Raw genomic sequence first — 16,013 nt, forward strand, 5'->3', positions numbered from 1 at the left:
GGGGTTTGGAGGGTGGACCGCTGGGGCCGTCGTCCGGTACGGGGGCCCGGACCTCACCCAGCGGCCCACCCGGTCTCTGTGCGCCGGCGGAGGGCGCCTGCCCGTACTTCCGTTCGCACGGCCGTCACGAAGAGGACCGCGGCCATGAGCCCGGTCTCCTTGGACGGCGGCTCGATGGCGGGATGCCATTCGCCCAGCAGCTCGGTCCCGCGGGCGTCGGCCTGCAATGCGAGCGCGTAGTCGAGGCCCTCGCCCGGCTGGTGGTTGGGCAGGTCCCGAGGCGGGTCGGCGTGGGCGTGGCGGTGGGCCAGGACTTTCAGGTACGTCCACTCCTCGTCCGCCGACAGTGCAGCCCATCGCTCCACGATGTCCGGCCGGGTCGCCAGGAGCAGCGGGTCGGCGTCGGCCTCTTGGAGCTCGTCCACCGCGTCCACGAGGCGCATGCAGGTATCCATCACGGCCCAGGAGAACGTCATCCGGGGTCTCCTGCCAGGCACAGGGCGACGGCGGCGGCCAGGACGCCGAGCAGCGCGGCGAGGATCAACCCAGCGCGGGCGGCACGGACCGCGTACAGCCCGGCTCGTACGGCGGGGCCCTTCCGGCGGTGGCTCATCCGGCACCGCCCGACCTGGCCCGGCGGGTGGCCGCGTTGTAGGCGGCGAGCAGGGTCTCGCCGGTCTCGCACACGGTGCCCGGGGTGCGGCAGGCGAGGCAGCACGCGGCGTGCTCGATCGCGGCCCGCCACTCTTCCTCGGCCGCGGGCAGGACGGTGGTCTGCTGGCCGCCCATCAGGCGTCCGGGCCGCGGCGCAGCGCGACCATCAGTGCCACGGCGTCCCGCTGGTACTCCGGGGCGTGCCGGGGGCAGGCGTAGACGGCGCCTTCCGCGCCGACGAGGACCGGTTCGTCGGTCGGCAGCTGGCAGCGGACGCACAGCTGGCGTCCCTCGACGCGGGGCCCGAGTTCGGCGTGGTCCGCGGCGGCGAGGGCCTGCCACAGCGCGCGGGTGTCGGTCAGGTACCGGTCGGGGCCGAGCGGTACGCGCCAGTGGGTGTTGCCCTTGTGGGAGGGCTTGGTCCAGTCGACCGGCGGCACGCCCAGGTACGTGGCTTCGTCAGCCAGTTCGCACAGGACGCGGGTCCCGCGGAGGTGCCAGCTCGCGGCGGAGCCGACGGCGACGAGCCAGTAGAGGGTGCCGTAGCTGTCCTGGATGACGGCCCCGGTGTCGTCGCCGAGCAGAGCGAGGGCGCGTTCCCCAACGGGCGGCGTGACGCGGACTGCGTCCCACCACTTCCCTACGGGTAACGGCTCGACGTCCCCGGAGGGCGGCGGGGCCCACGGCAGGCGGCTCTCTGGTCCAGCGATCACGACACGGCTCCTCAACGGCCGGAATGTATCCGTGTCGTGACGCTAAGTGTGGTGACGGCTGTCACTCAATGGCACTCCTGGCGACCCGTCAGCAGAAGTGCCAAGAGCGCTACAGCGGCAGGCCAACCGCGTCAGCGAGAGTCCTCATCTCCGGCGTCAACGTTCGGCGGCGGTCGATCACGTCGGCCATGATGTCCCGGGCGTACCGCTGGCAAGGCAGCCACTGGGGAACCGCCTTGTGGAGCTCAGTCAAGATCTCCACAGCCTCCCCGTGCTGCCGCAGGGACACATGCGCGCTGGCCACATCCAGGCGGTGCCGGTTGTAGGCGGCGAGTTGACGCCGAGGGTCCCGCCGCCCCGGAACCGGCAGCCCGCCCGCGATCTTCAGGACCTGCTCGGGTTCGTCTTGGATCGCGTGAGTCTCAGCCCGGATATAGGCCACCGTCACCGGCCCCCACATCGCCATGTCGCCAGCCGAGGGCAACTCACGTCCGGTCACCACCGCAGCGCTGCGTGCCAGCTTCAGCGCGTCTTGCGCCTCACCCGGACGATTGTCCCGGACTGCAGACGCGGCCAGCTTCGTCAACAGCCTCCCCCAGGTCCCAAGATCGGCGGACGTCGCGCGCGACCACCGAGGCTCCAGGTCGTCAGCCCACCGCGTCGCCAACTCGCGAGCAGCAGTCAGCTTCCCCTGGCGAAGGAGCAGCCAGCACTGAGTGCTGACTGCGTATGCGCTCAGGTGCCGATCCTCCGCGACGTCCAGTGCTCGGGACAGCGCGACATCAGCGGCGTCCCACTGACGGTTTTGCGTCAGCGTGGACCCCGCCAGGAGCAGCACGTGGGCCTGCGTGTCTCGTGCCTCCGCATCCGCCCGGTCCAAGGCGTCCGCTTCGCGGAGGAGGCCCGGCAGGAGGGCAGCAACGTCGGTGTACTTGTTGGCCTTACGCGCGACCTGGACTTCATGGGCTGCCCGGCGGACGTCATCTACCGTCGGCGCCTCCCCCGCCTGCCTTGCGGGGGGACGCTCGATGGCCCGCCGCACAGGCGTCCACAAGTCGGAACGATCGGTGCCGCTTTGGAGGTCGCCTGGGGCGTCGCCTCGGTCAACGAGACGAGTAGTGGGCACGTGGAGGGCGGCGGCCAGCCGTCGGGCCGTTTCCAGCCGTGTGGTCTCCACTTCACCCTGCTCCAGCTTTCGGATCAGGGATGTGGAGACCTTGGAGGCGGCGGCCAGTTCTCGTTGCGTGAGCCCACGTCGCTTGCGGATGTCGCGGAGGCGGGAACCGATGTCAGCATGTTCGGGCATACTGGTCTCCTCGTTCTCAAGCTCGACACTTGGAACGGTACCCCCGGGACAGCCCAGGGGTGCACTAATCGGCCCTCACTTCACCGTGAGGGCCGTTGTGTTCTCAGCCCCGGTTCAGCCTCTTGCGCACCCCGCCGAGCCGCCGCTAGTTTCTGTACCTACAGCGTCCCTACAGAAACGGGGTAGACCGATGCCCAGGCCCAAGACCGGCGAGACCCCCAAGCGCAACGTCCGCGTCCCCGCCGACGTATGGACCGCCGCAAAAGACCGGGCCAAGAACGATGGCACCAACATCAGCACCGTGGTCGTCAGCGCCCTGCGACAGTACGCCGCAGACGGCACCATCCCACTCTCCGACGCCCTCACCACCCGACTCATCGCGCACGCCGACGCCCGCGCCAACGCACAGCGAAACCAGCCGCCGTCCGCCCCGCAGGTGCAGCTACGCACCTTCATCGCACCCGAGCAGGACATGGTCATGCTGGACGCCACCGAGGTCTCGCGCCTCCTCCGCGACCTCGGAACCTCCTACCAGGCACCCGAATTGGCGCGGCTCGCTGACACGCTGGACGAGCAAGCTCAGCAGGCACTCCGCGACTGACCAGACACGACGAAAGCCCCCTCCGGCCCGAAGGCCAGAGGGGGCACACACCCGCCGTCGTCACACTCCAGAGCGCTCCCGCCGCTCCCGCTGAGCCCGGACCACCATCCGCGTCCGCTGCGCCATCAGCGCGGCGATCGCCACCAACACCGCCACCCGACAGCTACGCAGCACCGTCGCCATGCAGCCCTCGGGCCATGCGGTGATGAGCATCGTGTAGAGGCACAGCAGCCCCACGGCGCCAGCGAACGACATCAGATTCCGCCCTATGTCGCTGCGCCACCACGGCGCCAGCAGGTGGTAGGTGAGAGCGAAACCCGCGCAGGTCAGGAAGACCAAGCCGCTCGCGACCACATTGACCAGTTGGTCCACCGCCAGCCCTCCCATCACGACGACCCCCCGAACACAGCGCGGATCTTCGCCTCGAAATTGTTCTCCTCCCGCAGCCGCCGCATCCGCTGAACCTCCGCAATCACCAGCGGCCGCCGCTCCTCGGCCTCCTGCCGCGCCACCCGCGCCCGGTCCAGCGCCGCCTCCGCAGCCTGCTGCCCCGGCGTCGGCTCACCCCGACGACGTAGGCGCCTGATCCAGCCGAGCATCAGCGGCCACCTCCTCCCGCTGCGGCTGCGGCAGAGAAGTCAGCACGTGGCCAGCCGTCCGGGACAGCTCCAGCAGCTCGCGGATCTGCTCCCGGTCCGCCGCCCGCCCCGCCTCAGACTCGCTATGTGCGGCGCGCCAGGTGTCCCGCTCCTCCCGCATGTCCTGGAGGGTGGAGCGGGGCACCAGGCGGCCGGTCAGCACCATGAGGACCACGATGGTGATGAGGACGACGGCGCCGCCCTGGGTGGGGTTGATACCGAACAGCTCGGCCACGGTCGTCGCCCCCTCTTGCTGCGCGAACACGGTCAGAGGCCCGCCGGGCCCCGCGGGGTGTGCCGGGCCTGCCAACCAGACAGGAACGTCACCCCGGGCGGAACCAGAGCGATGGTGATCACCTGAAGCCAGCCGGGCAGCGGGTCGAGCAGGGACTCGTCCGCGGCCACCGAGTTGAGGACAGCGAGCACGAGCGACACGAGGAAGGTCGCAGTCGTTGCCGCCTTCACCTTCGCCTCGACAGGGACCTGATCAGCCATGGGTCTACCTCACTTCTTGATTCGGAGCTTGTCGCCCGGGGAGATCAGCGACGGATTGAGGTCGATCAGCTGGGCGAGCGTGAGCCCGTGGCTCTTCGCGACCCCGGACAACGTGTCCTTGGCCTTCACCGTGTAGGTCGTCGGCACCGGCGTGGTGGGCGGGGTTCCACCGCCCCCGGGCTTCCCGGCCAGCAGCTTGGCGACCCGGGCCCGGAAGTCGGCCATGGAGAACGTGGGATCGATCTTGCCTGGCTGCCATTCCTTGTGGCCGATCACCGACTTCTCCGACCATCCGTGCTTGCGGCACAGCGCGGCCGCCCACCGCGCGGCTGCCTCCACCTGAGCCTCGGGCCACGGGTCCTTCCCGTCGCCGAGGTTGATGAGCTCGATGCCGTAGAACGCGCGATTGCCGTCCGCGTTCGCTTCGTTGTCCGGCGGCAGCGCGGTCTCGGCAATGACAGCCTGGAGGACGTCGTCGTCACCGAGCCCGGCGTGGTTGGCCCGCCCCCAACCGACCATGTAGATCGTGCCGTCCTTGGCGCCGACGCTGTGGCACAGCGGGCCGGGCAGATCGGCGTGGCCGTCGTAGCAGAGCTCCACCGAGTCGGCGGTCTGTGCGGCGGTGGCGCCGCGGGTGACGGTGTGGTGAATCATCACCCCGTGGACCTGGCCCCATGAGCCCTTGTGGTTGCGGTTGTGGTCCTGCCAGTCCTTGTGCCCGGTGACCTTGCAGCCCTCGGCTCTGAGTGCCGCGAGGGCGGTGGCGGCAGACAGGGGTGTGGCCATGCGGATACTCCTGGGGAAGAAGAAGGCCCCGAGCCGGGCGGCGCGGGGCGGTGGTGTGGGGCGGAGCGGGTTGCGGTCAGGTGGCGTAGCCGTACAGCAAGATCCCGCTGCCCGTGCCGAACGCGCCGGCCGTGAAAGCGCCACTGGTGACGGTGGGCGGCGTGCTCAACCCGGCATCCGTACCGCCGAACCCGGGCGAGACGCTCGCAAGGATGTCCGCGACGGACCCCTCCGAGACGAGGGACGGCACGGTCGTGGCCTTGATCATGACGCCGATGTAGTGCAGCCCCGTGTACGTCGTCACGTACGAAGAGGCGCTGCCCGCGGTCGTCTGCGCGATCGCCACGCTCTTCGCCGTGTTCGCCGCCCAGGCCGTCGTGGTCTGGTCCGCGGTCCGGGCGACCGCGACCTTCGCCGAGTTGTGGAGGGTGAACCACCAGTTCGTCGGGCTGGACGCCGCCGTGCCCCCGGACACGAAACCGAGGCTGGAGACGGTGAAGCCCTTGGGCAGCCACAGCGGCACCAGATACAGCGACCCTGACGTCGGGGTGTTGCTGGTGCCCGCGCGGAGCCGGGTGGTCGTCTCGTAACGGCCCGAGGGCCGCATCAGCGATTCGATGTGCCCGGTCAGGTCGAAGGGGCTGGTGTTCGGCTGGGTGGACTGGTCGTCCATGCCCCCGCTGGTGCCGGAGTCGGCGATGTCGTTGCCCCACCTGGTCACGTTGGTGCAGGTGTTGGTGATGCTGACGCCCCACGCGGCCTCGTTCCCGCTGCCGTACTTGCGGACCTTGTTCCCGGACAGCTTCAGCCCATCAAGCGCCGAGCTGATGCGGATGCCGTAGTTCCCGGACGACGCGCGGGAGGAGCCCTTGACGTAGTTGTCCTGCACAGAGACGTCGGTGCCAGCCAGCACGTGGATGCCGTTGGTGCCCGCGTCCCGGATCCCGTTGTCGGCGATCAGCACGCCGGTGCCGGTGTCGCAGGAGATGCCGACCGCGCCCGGGGCGTAGATCCGGTTCCCGGTGATTGTCGCTCCGAGGATCTGTTCCTGGCTGATGCCCGTACCGCCGGTGCTCCGTACGAGGTTGCCGCTCAAGGTGTACTGCTCGGCGTAGTAGATCCTGACGCCGTTCTCGGAGCCGCCGACGGTGTCCACGACGTTGCCGGTGATCGTGACGTCGGTGACCCGGCCGGTGCTCTCCCCGTACAGCAGGATCCCGTCGTCCACGCTCCCGGTGTTCCGGATCGTGTTGTCGGCGATCACCAGGTTCCGCATGGCCTGGGAGGCGTTGGTGACCGTGCCGGACAGGTCGGTGGAGTCCGCGGCGTCCGAGCTGATGATCGTGCGCGCCCGGATCCCGGAGCCGCAGCCGGTCAGGGTGTTGCCCTGGATCACGCAGTCGTCGTAGGCGTACGCCACCACCCCGTATTGGAGACAGCCCTCGAAGGTGTTGCCCACGATGCGGATACGTCGGTGCGCGGTGCCCACCGTCGCGGAGTGGGAGCCGATGCCGCGCGGCCACGCGGTCGTGCCCGCGGTGCCGGACGCGCCGACGTAGCAGTTCCGGATCTCGATGTCCTCGCACACCGCGTTGTCATACGGGCCGAAGCCGCCGAACGCGCCCGAGCTCTTGGCCAGGTCGATCTGCACGGCCTCGGAAAAATCACGGCCGCCGGGGTCGACGTAGCCCAGGAACCGGCAGTCCTCGATCAGCCCGTTCTTCGTGCTGTTGAACTCGATGCCGTGGTACCCGGGCAGGTCCCGCACCTCGACGCCGCGCACGGTGACGCCGCGGGCGTGCCCGATGCTGATGCACATACTGCTGGACGTCAGGCCACTGGTGGTGCCCTTCATATCCCATACGCCGCCTTCGATCACGATGTCCCCGTGGCCCGTCCAGCCGCCGTAGGACTGGTCGGCGTCCCCGTTGAGGAGCATCGTGGTGGCCTGCGCACGCACGAACCTGGTGCCCGGCATCAGCGTGAGGCGGGTGCGCCCGTAGATCCGCAACGGCAGCGACGCCAACTTGTACGTGCCCGCAGGCACCAGCACCCAGCCCCCGCCCGCGGTACGCGCCGCGTTCAGCGCGGACTGGATCGCCGGGGCGTCGTTGGCCACACCGTCGCCGACCGCCCCGTACACGCGCGGGTTGAAGATGCGCATCCCGGAGAGCTGGAAGCTGCCCGCGGTGAGCACGCCGGAGACCGTCGCATTGCCGCTGACGGTGAGCCCGTCGGCCGCCACGCCGCCCTCGACGTCCAGGCCGCCGTCGACAGCAGCGCCGTCGGCGAGCGTGACCGGGGCGGTGACCGTGCCGCCCTCACTCTTCTTCAGCGCGTCCGCGGCCGTCCCGATGGCCTCCTGCGCGAGTTCCCGCGCGGCCTGGTACCAGCGCAGCGGCGTACCGCCGGGCCCGTTGTACTCGTACTCGATCGCCGTCGCGTCATCGACCTTGAAGGTGCGGACCGCACCAGGCGCCGCCGAGCCAACCGGATTGGTGCGCAGCTCGGCGATCGGCGTGGTGCCATTCGCCTCATACAGGGCGGTGATCAGCTCGTTCGTCCCCGCCCGGTACACCAGCACCGCGTAGCTCGGGATGGCGTTGCCTGCGGAGTCGGTGAGGACGTCGGCCGGGGTGCCGCCATAGGTGTACTGCGTCATGCCGCGCCTCCCTCAGTCGATCCAGTACGAGCCGGAGATGTTCACCCAGGGGGTGCCGGACTCCGTCGGCCCGTCCTGGGACCACCAGAGGACAGATCCCGGATCGCCCAGGCTCGAGGCGGTATCGACGTCCAGGACTTCCAACTTCCCGGTGCCGATGACGACGCTGCCCGCGAGGCTGGACGTCGCCGCCCACGCGCCGATCTGTCCCTGCGGGATGCAATCCGTCGGCACCGAGGCGATCTTGATTCCGCCGTTGGGGATGACCGCCCCGTCCGTGCGCGCGATCCGGCCGCGCAGGAAGACCTGCTTCCCGACGCGCCGGGCCTGCGGGGTGTACGTGTCCTCCTGGTACCCGGCGGCCGGGGTGACGTCCTGCCACTCGGGCAGCGGCTCCCACACGGTGATCCACGTATTGGAGCCCGATTCGGTCTTGACCCAGGTGGTGCCGTCGTCTGCGATTGCCACCGTGTGCTGGGGAGCGCTCGACAGCGTGCTGTTGCGGTCGGCCAGGTTGGTGACGTGCTGCACCAGGTGCGGGTCCACGGCGGTCGCCAGCTCCGCGACCGCCGCGATGACGTCCGGCCCGTCCCCGCCCCCGGGCACCGGCAGCTGTGCATATCCGATGGTGGCCAAAGCGGGTGCCCCCTATGCCGAGAAGGTGATGGTGATGCGCCCGCCGGTGACGGACATGTAGTCCCTTGAGCCGCGGGCGTAGATGGCGAGGCCCTTCGCGGCCCCGCTGGCGAGCTGGCTGCGCCAGGCAGACGGGATAGTGGCCGTGCCCTTGGCGCCCACGCTCAGGCTGATGAGCTCCTCCGGCCCGTCGTCGAGATCCAGGGAGGAGGGCGGCGAGCTGTGGTCGTGCAGGTACAGGTGCAGGGGGCGCCGCGAGTTGGCCCCGGCCCCGCCCTTCCGGGTGAACTGCACCTTCATCGACGCGACGGTCTTGCCCGAGCATGCGTTCTGGATCGCGCTCCCGTAGAACCACGCCCCACGCAGGTCACCACGGCCGGAGTAGTCGCCCTGGAACGGGTTGTCCCGACCCTCGTCCCTCCGGCCGTTGCGCCAGGAGCCGGAGCTCGTCGGCGAGATCGTGACTGTCTTCGGCGGCCGGGTCGGCGGCGTGCCCGGGGACGGGTCACTGGCGTCGCCGACCTTGAAATAGACCTCCAACTTCCCGGAGACCTTGCGGACGTGGACCTCCGTGGCCTGCTGCCAGCCCGACCCGGCCGGCGCCCCGGTCCCGTACGTCGCCGCCCGGATCACCTGCATGTCGTCGAGGACTTCTTCAGCCAGGGCCTGCACCCGGGCCTGGTCGGTCTCAGCCGGGTCATCGCCCAGGCGCCACATCACCACGGGCCGTGCGCCCATGCGCACGGCGACCCAGTCGTCCTTCGTCCGGTCGCGGTAGGAGTCCGCGCACGCGACCTCGAGGAGTAGCTGGCCATTGAGGTCGAGGTTCACCCTGCCCGACGCGGTCACGTCCTCCACCCGGGCGGAGACGATGCCGCTCGTGCTCGCGCTGGCCTGCGCCATGAGGCGGGCGAAGTCCTCGGCCGCGTCGCCCATTTCACAGCCTCCTGGTGGTCGTGCGGGTGGTGCACTGCATGGACGGAGCGCCGAGGGTGTAGCCGAGGGAGTCAACAAGATGCGGCTCCCACACCCCAGGCCGCACCTCGGCCTCGACCACGTCCCCGGCCTCGAGGGCCGGATTGCACGCCGCCGTGAACGACAGCGACGACTGGACGCCGAGGGAATCGGCGAGCCGGGACTTTGCCACGTCCGTGCCCTGAGCCTGGGTGGTGATGACCGCGCTGGCGTACCGGTCCACGCGCAGGCGCACACCGGTGAGGCCGAGGCGCTGCGGCGCCAGAGGGTCGTTGATCGGGTCGGGCCCGGCATAGGTGAGGCTGTTGGGGTCGTCGTCCCACGCGTACGCGGTGATGGCCGGAGCCCCGTCGCCGCCGTCTGAGGTGACGATCCAGACGTTGACCAGGCCCTCGGCGCTGGTCTCCTCCTGCACACTGACCAGTGCCCCGCCGGGGCCACGCGGGATCCGCCACACCACCGGGTCCGCGAGGGTCGGGACCGGCCCCACGGTGACGATGCCGCGCGCGTCCGCCCAGATCCGCCCGGCCAGCGCCGCAGCGATGCCTGTACCGGTGCCGTTGGAGTCCGTGCCGGCGGAGAGCACACCCCACCGGTCATCGGAGACGATCTGCGGCACGGTGGTCTGCGGCGCGACCCCCGGCAGCCAGGCCACCGGTACTCCGGGCAGGGCCTCGCCGACCAGCTGCTCCACCAGTTCCTTGGCGGAGGCCGGGCCGAGCGTCCGCGACGAGGGGAACTTCGCCCGGCGCAGCTCGTCCTCGCGGCCCGCCAGCTCGACCGTGATCGTGCCCGCGGCTGTCCGGGCGGGGCGGCTGACCACGTAGTGCCCGGCCGGGATCCACTCCGGCTCGCGCCGCGCGAGCTGGAGCCCCTGCCACAGGCGAACGTTGGTGACGACGTCGTTGATGCCGTCCCGGCCGATGTCCACCCCGCCGAGCTCGGCTGTCGCGGTGTACCGGACATCAGCGGTCTGGTCCACCTTGATCTGCGCTGAACCGGGCACGAGCTGCGCCGGGCGCCAGGTGGTGCCGTCGTTGGACCACTCGGCGCGGGCCGGGCGGCGGATCGCGCCCGCCAGCGCCGCCAGCGCCGCCGAGCTGATCGGCAGCACTACGCTGCCCCGTTGGTCGCCAGCGACGCGAACGAGCTGTACGCGGAGGCCACGGCGTCGTACGAGTCCCAGGCCGCGGCGAGCGCGTCGTATGACCAGCCGGGCATGCGCATCGGCTGGCCGGCCGTCGGCGGCCGCTCCACCTCCGTCACCTGCGCCGTGAACGTGCGCGCCCCGGTTGGGGTGGTGTCGATCGCCTCGGCCGGGTCGCCGAGCAGCACGAACTGATCGGGCCGGCGCGCGTCCGCCCGGGTCTGAAGCAGCCGCACCCCTGGGGTGGTGAGCAGCTTCCGCATGATCTCGATCGCGTCGCCCTCCGCGTCCAGCGTGATGTCACTGGACGCGGCCTTGTACTCGTCCTGGGAGGTGATCGGGTACCGGCTGCCCATCACGTCCGCGCTGTCGATGCGGGCCGCCCAGGACAGGGCGGGCCAGGACGTGACCGTGACCCGGGCCGATACTCCCGGCTCATCGAGCGACTTGATCCACACGTCAGCCTGGCCCGACGGGTCAGGCAGCGTCACGGCCACACTGGACGCGGGGCCGGTGGTGCCGTCCGCATAGGTCGGCCGCGCCGTGTAGGTCACCGCTCGGCCGAGCGGCGCCTCATGGTCGTACGCCGCCCCGACGCCCTCGATGCACCAGGCCAGATCCGCGCCCCGTACCGGTACCGACCCGGCCGCGCCCGGGTCGAGCCGCGTGATGAGCACCTTGCGGACGTCAGCGACGCCCGCGAGCGGGGTGGCCGCCGTGTAGTCCACGGACAGCACTACCCCGCTCCACGCTGGGTCCAGCACTGCCGTCAGCCAGCCGTCCGCGCTCACCGCGGGGGTGGGCAGGGTGACCGGCGGCGCCAGCGGGTCCACGATCATCGGCACGGTGCCACCTCCTCTTCCTCAGCTTCGGGACTCGACCAGGCGGCGGGCCCGAGTGAACCCGGCATCGACCCGGGCGTCCGCGACCTCTTCCAGGTAGGCGTCGAACTCCCGCCCGCCGACGACCAGGCGTAGCCGCGCGCCTGGTGCCAGCCCGGCCGGGGCTGCGGCGAGGCTGCCGACAGCCGCAGGTGCTGGCGCGGGGACCGCCGCGTCAGCAACCCGTGCGGCCGCGGCCGCCACGGTCGCCGCGGTGGCGTCCAAGCCGACGGCCATGCCCTGCCCCGTCTGGGCGCCGAGCGCGGCCGTGACCCGCGATGGACTCTTGATCTTCAGCCGCTTCTTGATGGCCGAGACCAATTGGCCACCGAGCTTGTCCATGGCCTTCTGGAGTTCCTTCTCCTGGGCCTTCAACCCGGTGAGGAACCCCTTCCCGGCCTGACTCCCGGCGTCGAACATGGCGTCCGCCATGGTGTTGCCGTACGACGTGGACAGCTTGGCGCCGGACTTCGCGAGCTTGTTGAGCTCGCCGAGCTGGCTCTTGGACGCCCCCGACACCATGCCGATCAGCGCCCCGTCGGGGCCCTGCTCGACCAGCTGCCGGATCAGGTCCTGAGACAGTCCCCGCTTGGACAGCTTCGCGATCTGCCCCTGGAAGGTGGACGCCTGCGCCTGTTTGCCTCGCAGCCCGGTGATCAGGTCACCGAGGCTCGTCACGCTGGTCTGCGACCCCAGCCCGAAGAAGTCGGCCGCGGACTTCTTCTGATCGGACGCCGCAGTCTTCGCCGCCTCCAACTTCGAGTCGACACTGTCCCGCTGCTTCGCGAAGGACTGGAGCTTCGCTGATACCTTCCCGGTCTGCGTAGCCAGGGCTCGGCCGGCGCCGCCCGCGGCCTTCAGATCCTTGGCCAGCGCGGCCGCGGCCTTGGAGATGTCCGAGGCCGAGCCGGTCAAGGACTTGGTGAACCCGGACAGGTCCCCAGGGACCTCCCCGCGCGCCCTCGCACGGGCACGCGCCGCGACCTTCGCCGAGGTGCTGCCCTTCGCGAACCCGCGCAGGCCCACGAGCCCGGCCGCCATCCGCAGCGAGGTCCGGTTGTCATAGACCTCCTCCCCGCCGCGGAACCGGAGCAGCTCGGGCCCGCGCTCCCCGACCCAGGCGAGCTCACCCGCGCGTGGCCTACCGCCCGACGCGTAGCCGCCAGGCCGGTTGTAGGCGCGCGACAGTGACCCGTACCGGGACAACGCGTAGCGCATGGAGGCGTAAATGTTCGCCAGCGGGTCGTAGATGCCCCTTCCGCGGAGCTTCCCGGCGTAGGCGTTGAACGTCGCCCCGATGGTCTGCATGAGACCTCTCGACGGGTCGCCGTTCTTCGCATTGATGTCCCAGTTGTTGATCGCGCGCGGGTTACCGCCGGACTCCTGGGCCATCCGGCGCAGCACCGTGCCGAGCAGGCTGGCGGGCTGGCCGACCATCTTCAGAGCCTGGAGCACCACCGGCGTCCACCGGGTCACCCCCTTACCGGCGTCCCGCAGCCGCGTGAGCGACGCAGACGTCCGTGTGAACAGGCTTCCGACCTCGTCAACGATCTTGTCTTTGAGGCCGCCAATCATTTTCCCGGGGATTTTCGCCAGGGCCTGCGCCCACTTCGACGCCCCGATCTGCTTGACCTTCTCGCGGATCCACCCGGTCGCCTTCGTCCACGCCTTGCCCGGGTGCGCGATGTAGTCGGCAGCAGTGCCGACGATGCCGCCCTTGGCGAACCGCTGCACGGGCGCTTGCGGCGGCAGAGTGCCGGTGCGGTTGATGTAGTCGAGCGTCGCGAACCCGACGGACCGAGCGCTCGAGCGCTTGACCACGAACTCGTCCGCCATCATCAACGCCGGAATGCTGTCCTTGCCCGGAACGCCGCCCCGAGTCCGGCCGCCCCCGGCGAACTTCACCTCGTCCAGTTTGTCCAGGGACAAGAATCCGGCAACGGTGTTCCACACCTTGCGGACGCCGTTGTTGTAGACGGTGTCCACGACGAACTGAACCGGTGCCTTGGTCGCCTTCTTGATCCCCGACCAGACCTTGCCGATGCCCTCCGCCGCCAGCGAGAAGGCGTCCTTGACCAGGCCCACACCCTTCTTGATCGCGGAGAACACCGGCTTGATGCCGGTGTCCCACGCGACAGAGATGGCGGTCTTGATCCCGTTCCACACCGGCTGGATGACCTTGTGCCACAGCGTGGTGAAGGCGCCCGCGAGCGGACCGGTGATGAACCCGCGGACCGCCGAGAAGATGACCTTCACGCCGGTCCACCACTGCGATATCAGCGAGCCGATCCCGCTGAACGCGGGCGCCAGCACGGTGTGCCACAGCCACATCGCGATGCGGCCAATACCGCGGAACGCCCCAACGACGAACCCGAACACGGGCTGAACCACCGTCGTCCAGAACCACGTCGCGAGCGCCGCGATCCCCTGGAACACCGGAGAGAGCACCGACTGCCACAGCCACGTCGCGACCGCAGCGACCAGCTTGAACGCCAGCACGATCGGCGTAAGCACCGCTGTGACCACGACCGCCAGCAGGATCCGGGCCGCCAGCCCGATCGCCGAGAAAACCGGGCTCAGCACGGTCTGCCACAGCCACACCGCGGCCTGCCCGACCGCCAGCGCCGCCGTCACGATCCCGTTGAGCACCGGCTTGAGCACGGTGTTCCAGGCGACCATGGCCGCGGCCTGGATGCCCTGCCACGCCGCCTGGACGATGGCCCGGAACGTCTCCGACTTCTGGTAGGCGATGAACAGCGCCGCGCCCAGGGCCAGCAGAGCGGTGACCACCAAGATGATGGGGTTGGCCGCCATGACCGCGTTCAGGAACGCCTGCGCCCCGGCGAACCCGGTCGTCACCGCCGTGCCGATCAGGATCGCGGCCCGGTACACCGAGAACACGGCGGTGACCAGACCGGTCGCGATGGCCTGCGCGTTCAGGGCCAGCGTCACCCCGCCGATCAGGATCGCCAGCGGGACCAGCCAGATCCCCCACTCCTTGAACCAGCCGACCGTGGCCGAGAAGGCGTCGCCTACCCACTTCGCCGCGTCGAGCAGGCCGCGCAGCGCGGGCAGGACAACCGTGGTGACGGTGTCGCCGAGCGCGCCCATGAGCTGCCGCTGAAAGATCTTCAGCTCGGTGGAGGTGTTGCCGCGGATCGTGTCGCCGACCTTCTTGGCCGCGCCGCCGACCTTGCCCAGGTCGTCCGCTGCGGACGACGGGTCCATGGCGAGCAAGCTCGCCCCGAGGTCTTCGGCCTGGGTGCCGAACAGTTTGACCGCGATCTGGGACTGCTTGACCGGGTCCTTGACGTTGCGCAGCTTGTCCAGGGTGAGGTCGAGCACCCCGTTCGCCGACTTGCCGCCCTTGGCGAACTTGTCCGCCATGTCCGTCGCGGACAGGCCCAGCGCCTCGAACCCCGTCTGCGTCGAATCCGACCCGTCGATAGCCCGGATCGAGAACTCTTTGATCGCGTCCGCCGCGACGTCCGCGTCCCGGGCGCCTGCCTTGACGGCCTGGTTGAGCAGCCCGATAGAGGTGGCCCCGTCCAACCCGGCCTTACGGAACTGGGTGCCGTATTCGCTCACCGTGTCGACAAGGTCATCGGCCTTGTTCGCGCTGGACTGGAACCCCTTGGTGAGCAGGTCAAGGGCCTGCGTGCCGTCCTTGGCCAGCCCGGTGCGGATCATCTGGGCAGCGGCGTTCGCCGTGCCCGTCAGGTCCTGGTCGAAGGTGCTCGCGAGGTCGGCGACTTTGGTGGTGATCGCCTGGATGCTCTTGGTGGTGGACTTCTCCGGGATCAGGCCCGAGCCCATGACCGCCCGCACCGCGGCGGCCCCGTCCTCGAAGGAGTCGACGACCGCGCCGCTGTACAGCTTCCCTGCTACGTCACCGGCCCGCTTGGCGCCTTTCCCGGACAGGCCGAGTTGAGCAGAGAGCTTGTCGCCCATCCGCTCCTTCTCGACCGCCGAGACGGTGGCCGCCACCAGCACAGCACCGGCGGCGGCCCCGCCCGCGGCGACGCCCTTCTTGAACTTCTCGCCGAACCCGCTTCCCGCCTGCTCGCCAGCCCGGTCACCCGCGTCACCCGCCGGGCCGACGAGCTGGCGGCGCAGGTCGTCGCCGATCCCCCGCACCGAGGGGATGATCTGCAACGTGGCGTAGCCGACGGAGGGCATGGGCACCTCCTCGGCGCTGCTATCGAGTTGTCAGGTGATCTCGCCCGCGGCGATCGCACGGCGCCGCTCAGCCGCCCGCTCCAGCGCGGCCCGCCTCTTCGCGACCCGCTCGGGACTGTTCTTGTCCTGCCGCTTCCGGCCGGTGCCGGGCCGCTCGACCGGCTTCGGCGGCTTGGACTGCTTGGACTTCTTCACGCCCTCGTTCGACCGCTGCCAGTTCGCCACCCGCAGCTCATCGATCGCGAGCGCGGTCAGGTGCTCCTGGAGCCCCCACATGCCGTCAGCGTCGCCGCTGGCCAGCCGGGTACGGCAGCGCGACGGGAGTTGGCGCACAAGAACG

Annotated in this window: 18 protein-coding genes; 1 reads left to right on the top strand and 17 read right to left on the bottom strand. The window is 70.2% G+C overall.

Annotated elements, in window-relative coordinates:
- Positions 1-53: 53 nt before the first annotated feature.
- The 5 genes from NMK44_RS00090 to NMK44_RS00110 form a co-directional block, all read right to left on the bottom strand.
- Positions 54-476 (bottom strand): hypothetical protein, encoded by a 423-nt coding sequence (locus NMK44_RS00090; RefSeq protein WP_254737033.1) that lies wholly within the window; start codon positions 474-476, stop codon positions 54-56.
- Positions 473-613, bottom strand: a complete 141-nt coding sequence (locus NMK44_RS00095; protein ID WP_254737034.1) for a hypothetical protein — start codon at positions 611-613, stop codon at positions 473-475. Before NMK44_RS00095 ends, NMK44_RS00090 begins: the two co-directional genes overlap by 4 nt.
- Positions 610-789, bottom strand: coding sequence for a hypothetical protein (locus NMK44_RS00100; protein ID WP_254737035.1), 180 nt, complete (start codon positions 787-789; stop codon positions 610-612). The genes NMK44_RS00095 and NMK44_RS00100 overlap by 4 nt, the downstream gene beginning before the upstream one ends.
- The gene (locus tag NMK44_RS00105; protein WP_254737036.1) at positions 789-1,367 is read right to left on the bottom strand and encodes a hypothetical protein; all 579 of its coding nucleotides are present in this window, start codon (positions 1,365-1,367) and stop codon (positions 789-791) included. Before NMK44_RS00105 ends, NMK44_RS00100 begins: the two co-directional genes overlap by 1 nt.
- Positions 1,368-1,476: 109 nt before the next feature.
- Positions 1,477-2,673 carry a helix-turn-helix domain-containing protein gene (locus tag NMK44_RS00110; protein WP_254737037.1) on the bottom strand — a complete coding sequence of 399 codons (1,197 nt, stop codon included), beginning with the start codon at positions 2,671-2,673 and terminating at the stop codon, positions 1,477-1,479.
- Positions 2,674-2,863: 190 nt separating this feature from the next.
- Between NMK44_RS00110 and NMK44_RS00115 the strand changes: the two genes are divergently transcribed.
- The gene (locus NMK44_RS00115; RefSeq protein WP_254737038.1) at positions 2,864-3,274 is read left to right on the top strand and encodes a hypothetical protein; all 411 of its coding nucleotides are present in this window, start codon (positions 2,864-2,866) and stop codon (positions 3,272-3,274) included.
- 60 nt (positions 3,275-3,334) lie between these two features.
- Here NMK44_RS00115 and NMK44_RS00120 read toward each other — a convergent pair whose 3' ends face one another.
- From NMK44_RS00120 to NMK44_RS00175, 12 genes are all read right to left on the bottom strand, one after another.
- Positions 3,335-3,661, bottom strand: coding sequence for a putative phage holin (locus NMK44_RS00120; protein ID WP_254737778.1), 327 nt, complete (start codon positions 3,659-3,661; stop codon positions 3,335-3,337).
- Positions 3,661-3,873, bottom strand: coding sequence for a DUF7620 family protein (locus NMK44_RS00125; protein ID WP_254737039.1), 213 nt, complete (start codon positions 3,871-3,873; stop codon positions 3,661-3,663). Before NMK44_RS00125 ends, NMK44_RS00120 begins: the two co-directional genes overlap by 1 nt.
- Entirely contained in the window at positions 3,836-4,177 is a 342-nt protein-coding gene (locus NMK44_RS00130; protein ID WP_254737040.1) for a hypothetical protein, read from the bottom strand. Before NMK44_RS00130 ends, NMK44_RS00125 begins: the two co-directional genes overlap by 38 nt.
- Before the next feature lie 2 nt (positions 4,178-4,179).
- A complete protein-coding gene (locus NMK44_RS00135) occupies positions 4,180-4,407 on the bottom strand; it encodes a holin (protein ID WP_254737041.1) in 228 nt (75 codons plus the stop codon).
- 9 nt (positions 4,408-4,416) lie between these two features.
- Positions 4,417-5,193: an N-acetylmuramoyl-L-alanine amidase gene (locus NMK44_RS00140; RefSeq protein ID WP_254737042.1), complete on the bottom strand. Its 777-nt coding sequence runs from the start codon at positions 5,191-5,193 to the stop codon at positions 4,417-4,419.
- A gap of 76 nt (positions 5,194-5,269) precedes the next feature.
- Positions 5,270-7,855: a right-handed parallel beta-helix repeat-containing protein gene (locus NMK44_RS00145; RefSeq protein WP_254737043.1), complete on the bottom strand. Its 2,586-nt coding sequence runs from the start codon at positions 7,853-7,855 to the stop codon at positions 5,270-5,272.
- 12 nt (positions 7,856-7,867) lie between these two features.
- A complete protein-coding gene (locus tag NMK44_RS00150; protein WP_254737044.1) occupies positions 7,868-8,491 on the bottom strand; it encodes a hypothetical protein in 624 nt (207 codons plus the stop codon).
- 12 nt (positions 8,492-8,503) lie between these two features.
- Positions 8,504-9,427 (bottom strand): hypothetical protein, encoded by a 924-nt coding sequence (locus tag NMK44_RS00155; protein ID WP_254737045.1) that lies wholly within the window; start codon positions 9,425-9,427, stop codon positions 8,504-8,506.
- 1 nt (position 9,428) lies between these two features.
- Positions 9,429-10,580, bottom strand: coding sequence for a phage tail protein (locus tag NMK44_RS00160; protein WP_254737046.1), 1,152 nt, complete (start codon positions 10,578-10,580; stop codon positions 9,429-9,431).
- On the bottom strand, positions 10,580-11,452 hold the full coding sequence (locus NMK44_RS00165) for a hypothetical protein (RefSeq protein WP_254737780.1): 873 nt from the start codon (positions 11,450-11,452) through the stop codon (positions 10,580-10,582). The genes NMK44_RS00160 and NMK44_RS00165 overlap by 1 nt, the downstream gene beginning before the upstream one ends.
- 24 nt (positions 11,453-11,476) lie before the next feature.
- On the bottom strand, positions 11,477-15,673 hold the full coding sequence (locus NMK44_RS00170) for a phage tail tape measure protein (RefSeq protein WP_254737047.1): 4,197 nt from the start codon (positions 15,671-15,673) through the stop codon (positions 11,477-11,479).
- A gap of 30 nt (positions 15,674-15,703) precedes the next feature.
- A complete protein-coding gene (locus NMK44_RS00175; protein ID WP_254737048.1) occupies positions 15,704-16,006 on the bottom strand; it encodes a hypothetical protein in 303 nt (100 codons plus the stop codon).
- Positions 16,007-16,013: the final 7 nt, after the last annotated feature.

It is taken from the genome of Streptomyces cucumeris (assembly GCF_024295805.1).
GTDB classification, from domain to species: Bacteria; Actinomycetota; Actinomycetes; order Streptomycetales; family Streptomycetaceae; genus Streptomyces; species Streptomyces cucumeris.

Bases quoted from the DNA above. Each gene is read 5' to 3' on its own strand.
- NMK44_RS00100 (WP_254737035.1), bottom strand. From the start codon at position 789: ATGGGCGGCCAGCAGACCACCGTCCTGCCCGCGGCCGAGGAAGAGTGG.
- NMK44_RS00090 (WP_254737033.1), bottom strand. From the start codon at position 476: ATGACGTTCTCCTGGGCCGTGATGGATACCTGCATGCGCCTCGTGGAC.
- NMK44_RS00155 (WP_254737045.1), bottom strand. From the start codon at position 9,427: ATGGGCGACGCGGCCGAGGACTTCGCCCGCCTCATGGCGCAGGCCAGC.
- NMK44_RS00135 (WP_254737041.1), bottom strand. From the start codon at position 4,407: ATGGCTGATCAGGTCCCTGTCGAGGCGAAGGTGAAGGCGGCAACGACT.
- NMK44_RS00095 (WP_254737034.1), bottom strand. From the start codon at position 613: ATGAGCCACCGCCGGAAGGGCCCCGCCGTACGAGCCGGGCTGTACGCG.
- NMK44_RS00165 (WP_254737780.1), bottom strand. From the start codon at position 11,452: ATGATCGTGGACCCGCTGGCGCCGCCGGTCACCCTGCCCACCCCCGCG.
- NMK44_RS00110 (WP_254737037.1), bottom strand. From the start codon at position 2,673: ATGCCCGAACATGCTGACATCGGTTCCCGCCTCCGCGACATCCGCAAG.
- NMK44_RS00170 (WP_254737047.1), bottom strand. From the start codon at position 15,673: ATGCCCTCCGTCGGCTACGCCACGTTGCAGATCATCCCCTCGGTGCGG.
- NMK44_RS00115 (WP_254737038.1), top strand. From the start codon at position 2,864: ATGCCCAGGCCCAAGACCGGCGAGACCCCCAAGCGCAACGTCCGCGTC.
- NMK44_RS00125 (WP_254737039.1), bottom strand. From the start codon at position 3,873: ATGCTCGGCTGGATCAGGCGCCTACGTCGTCGGGGTGAGCCGACGCCG.
- NMK44_RS00145 (WP_254737043.1), bottom strand. From the start codon at position 7,855: ATGACGCAGTACACCTATGGCGGCACCCCGGCCGACGTCCTCACCGAC.
- NMK44_RS00120 (WP_254737778.1), bottom strand. From the start codon at position 3,661: ATGGGAGGGCTGGCGGTGGACCAACTGGTCAATGTGGTCGCGAGCGGC.
- NMK44_RS00140 (WP_254737042.1), bottom strand. From the start codon at position 5,193: ATGGCCACACCCCTGTCTGCCGCCACCGCCCTCGCGGCACTCAGAGCC.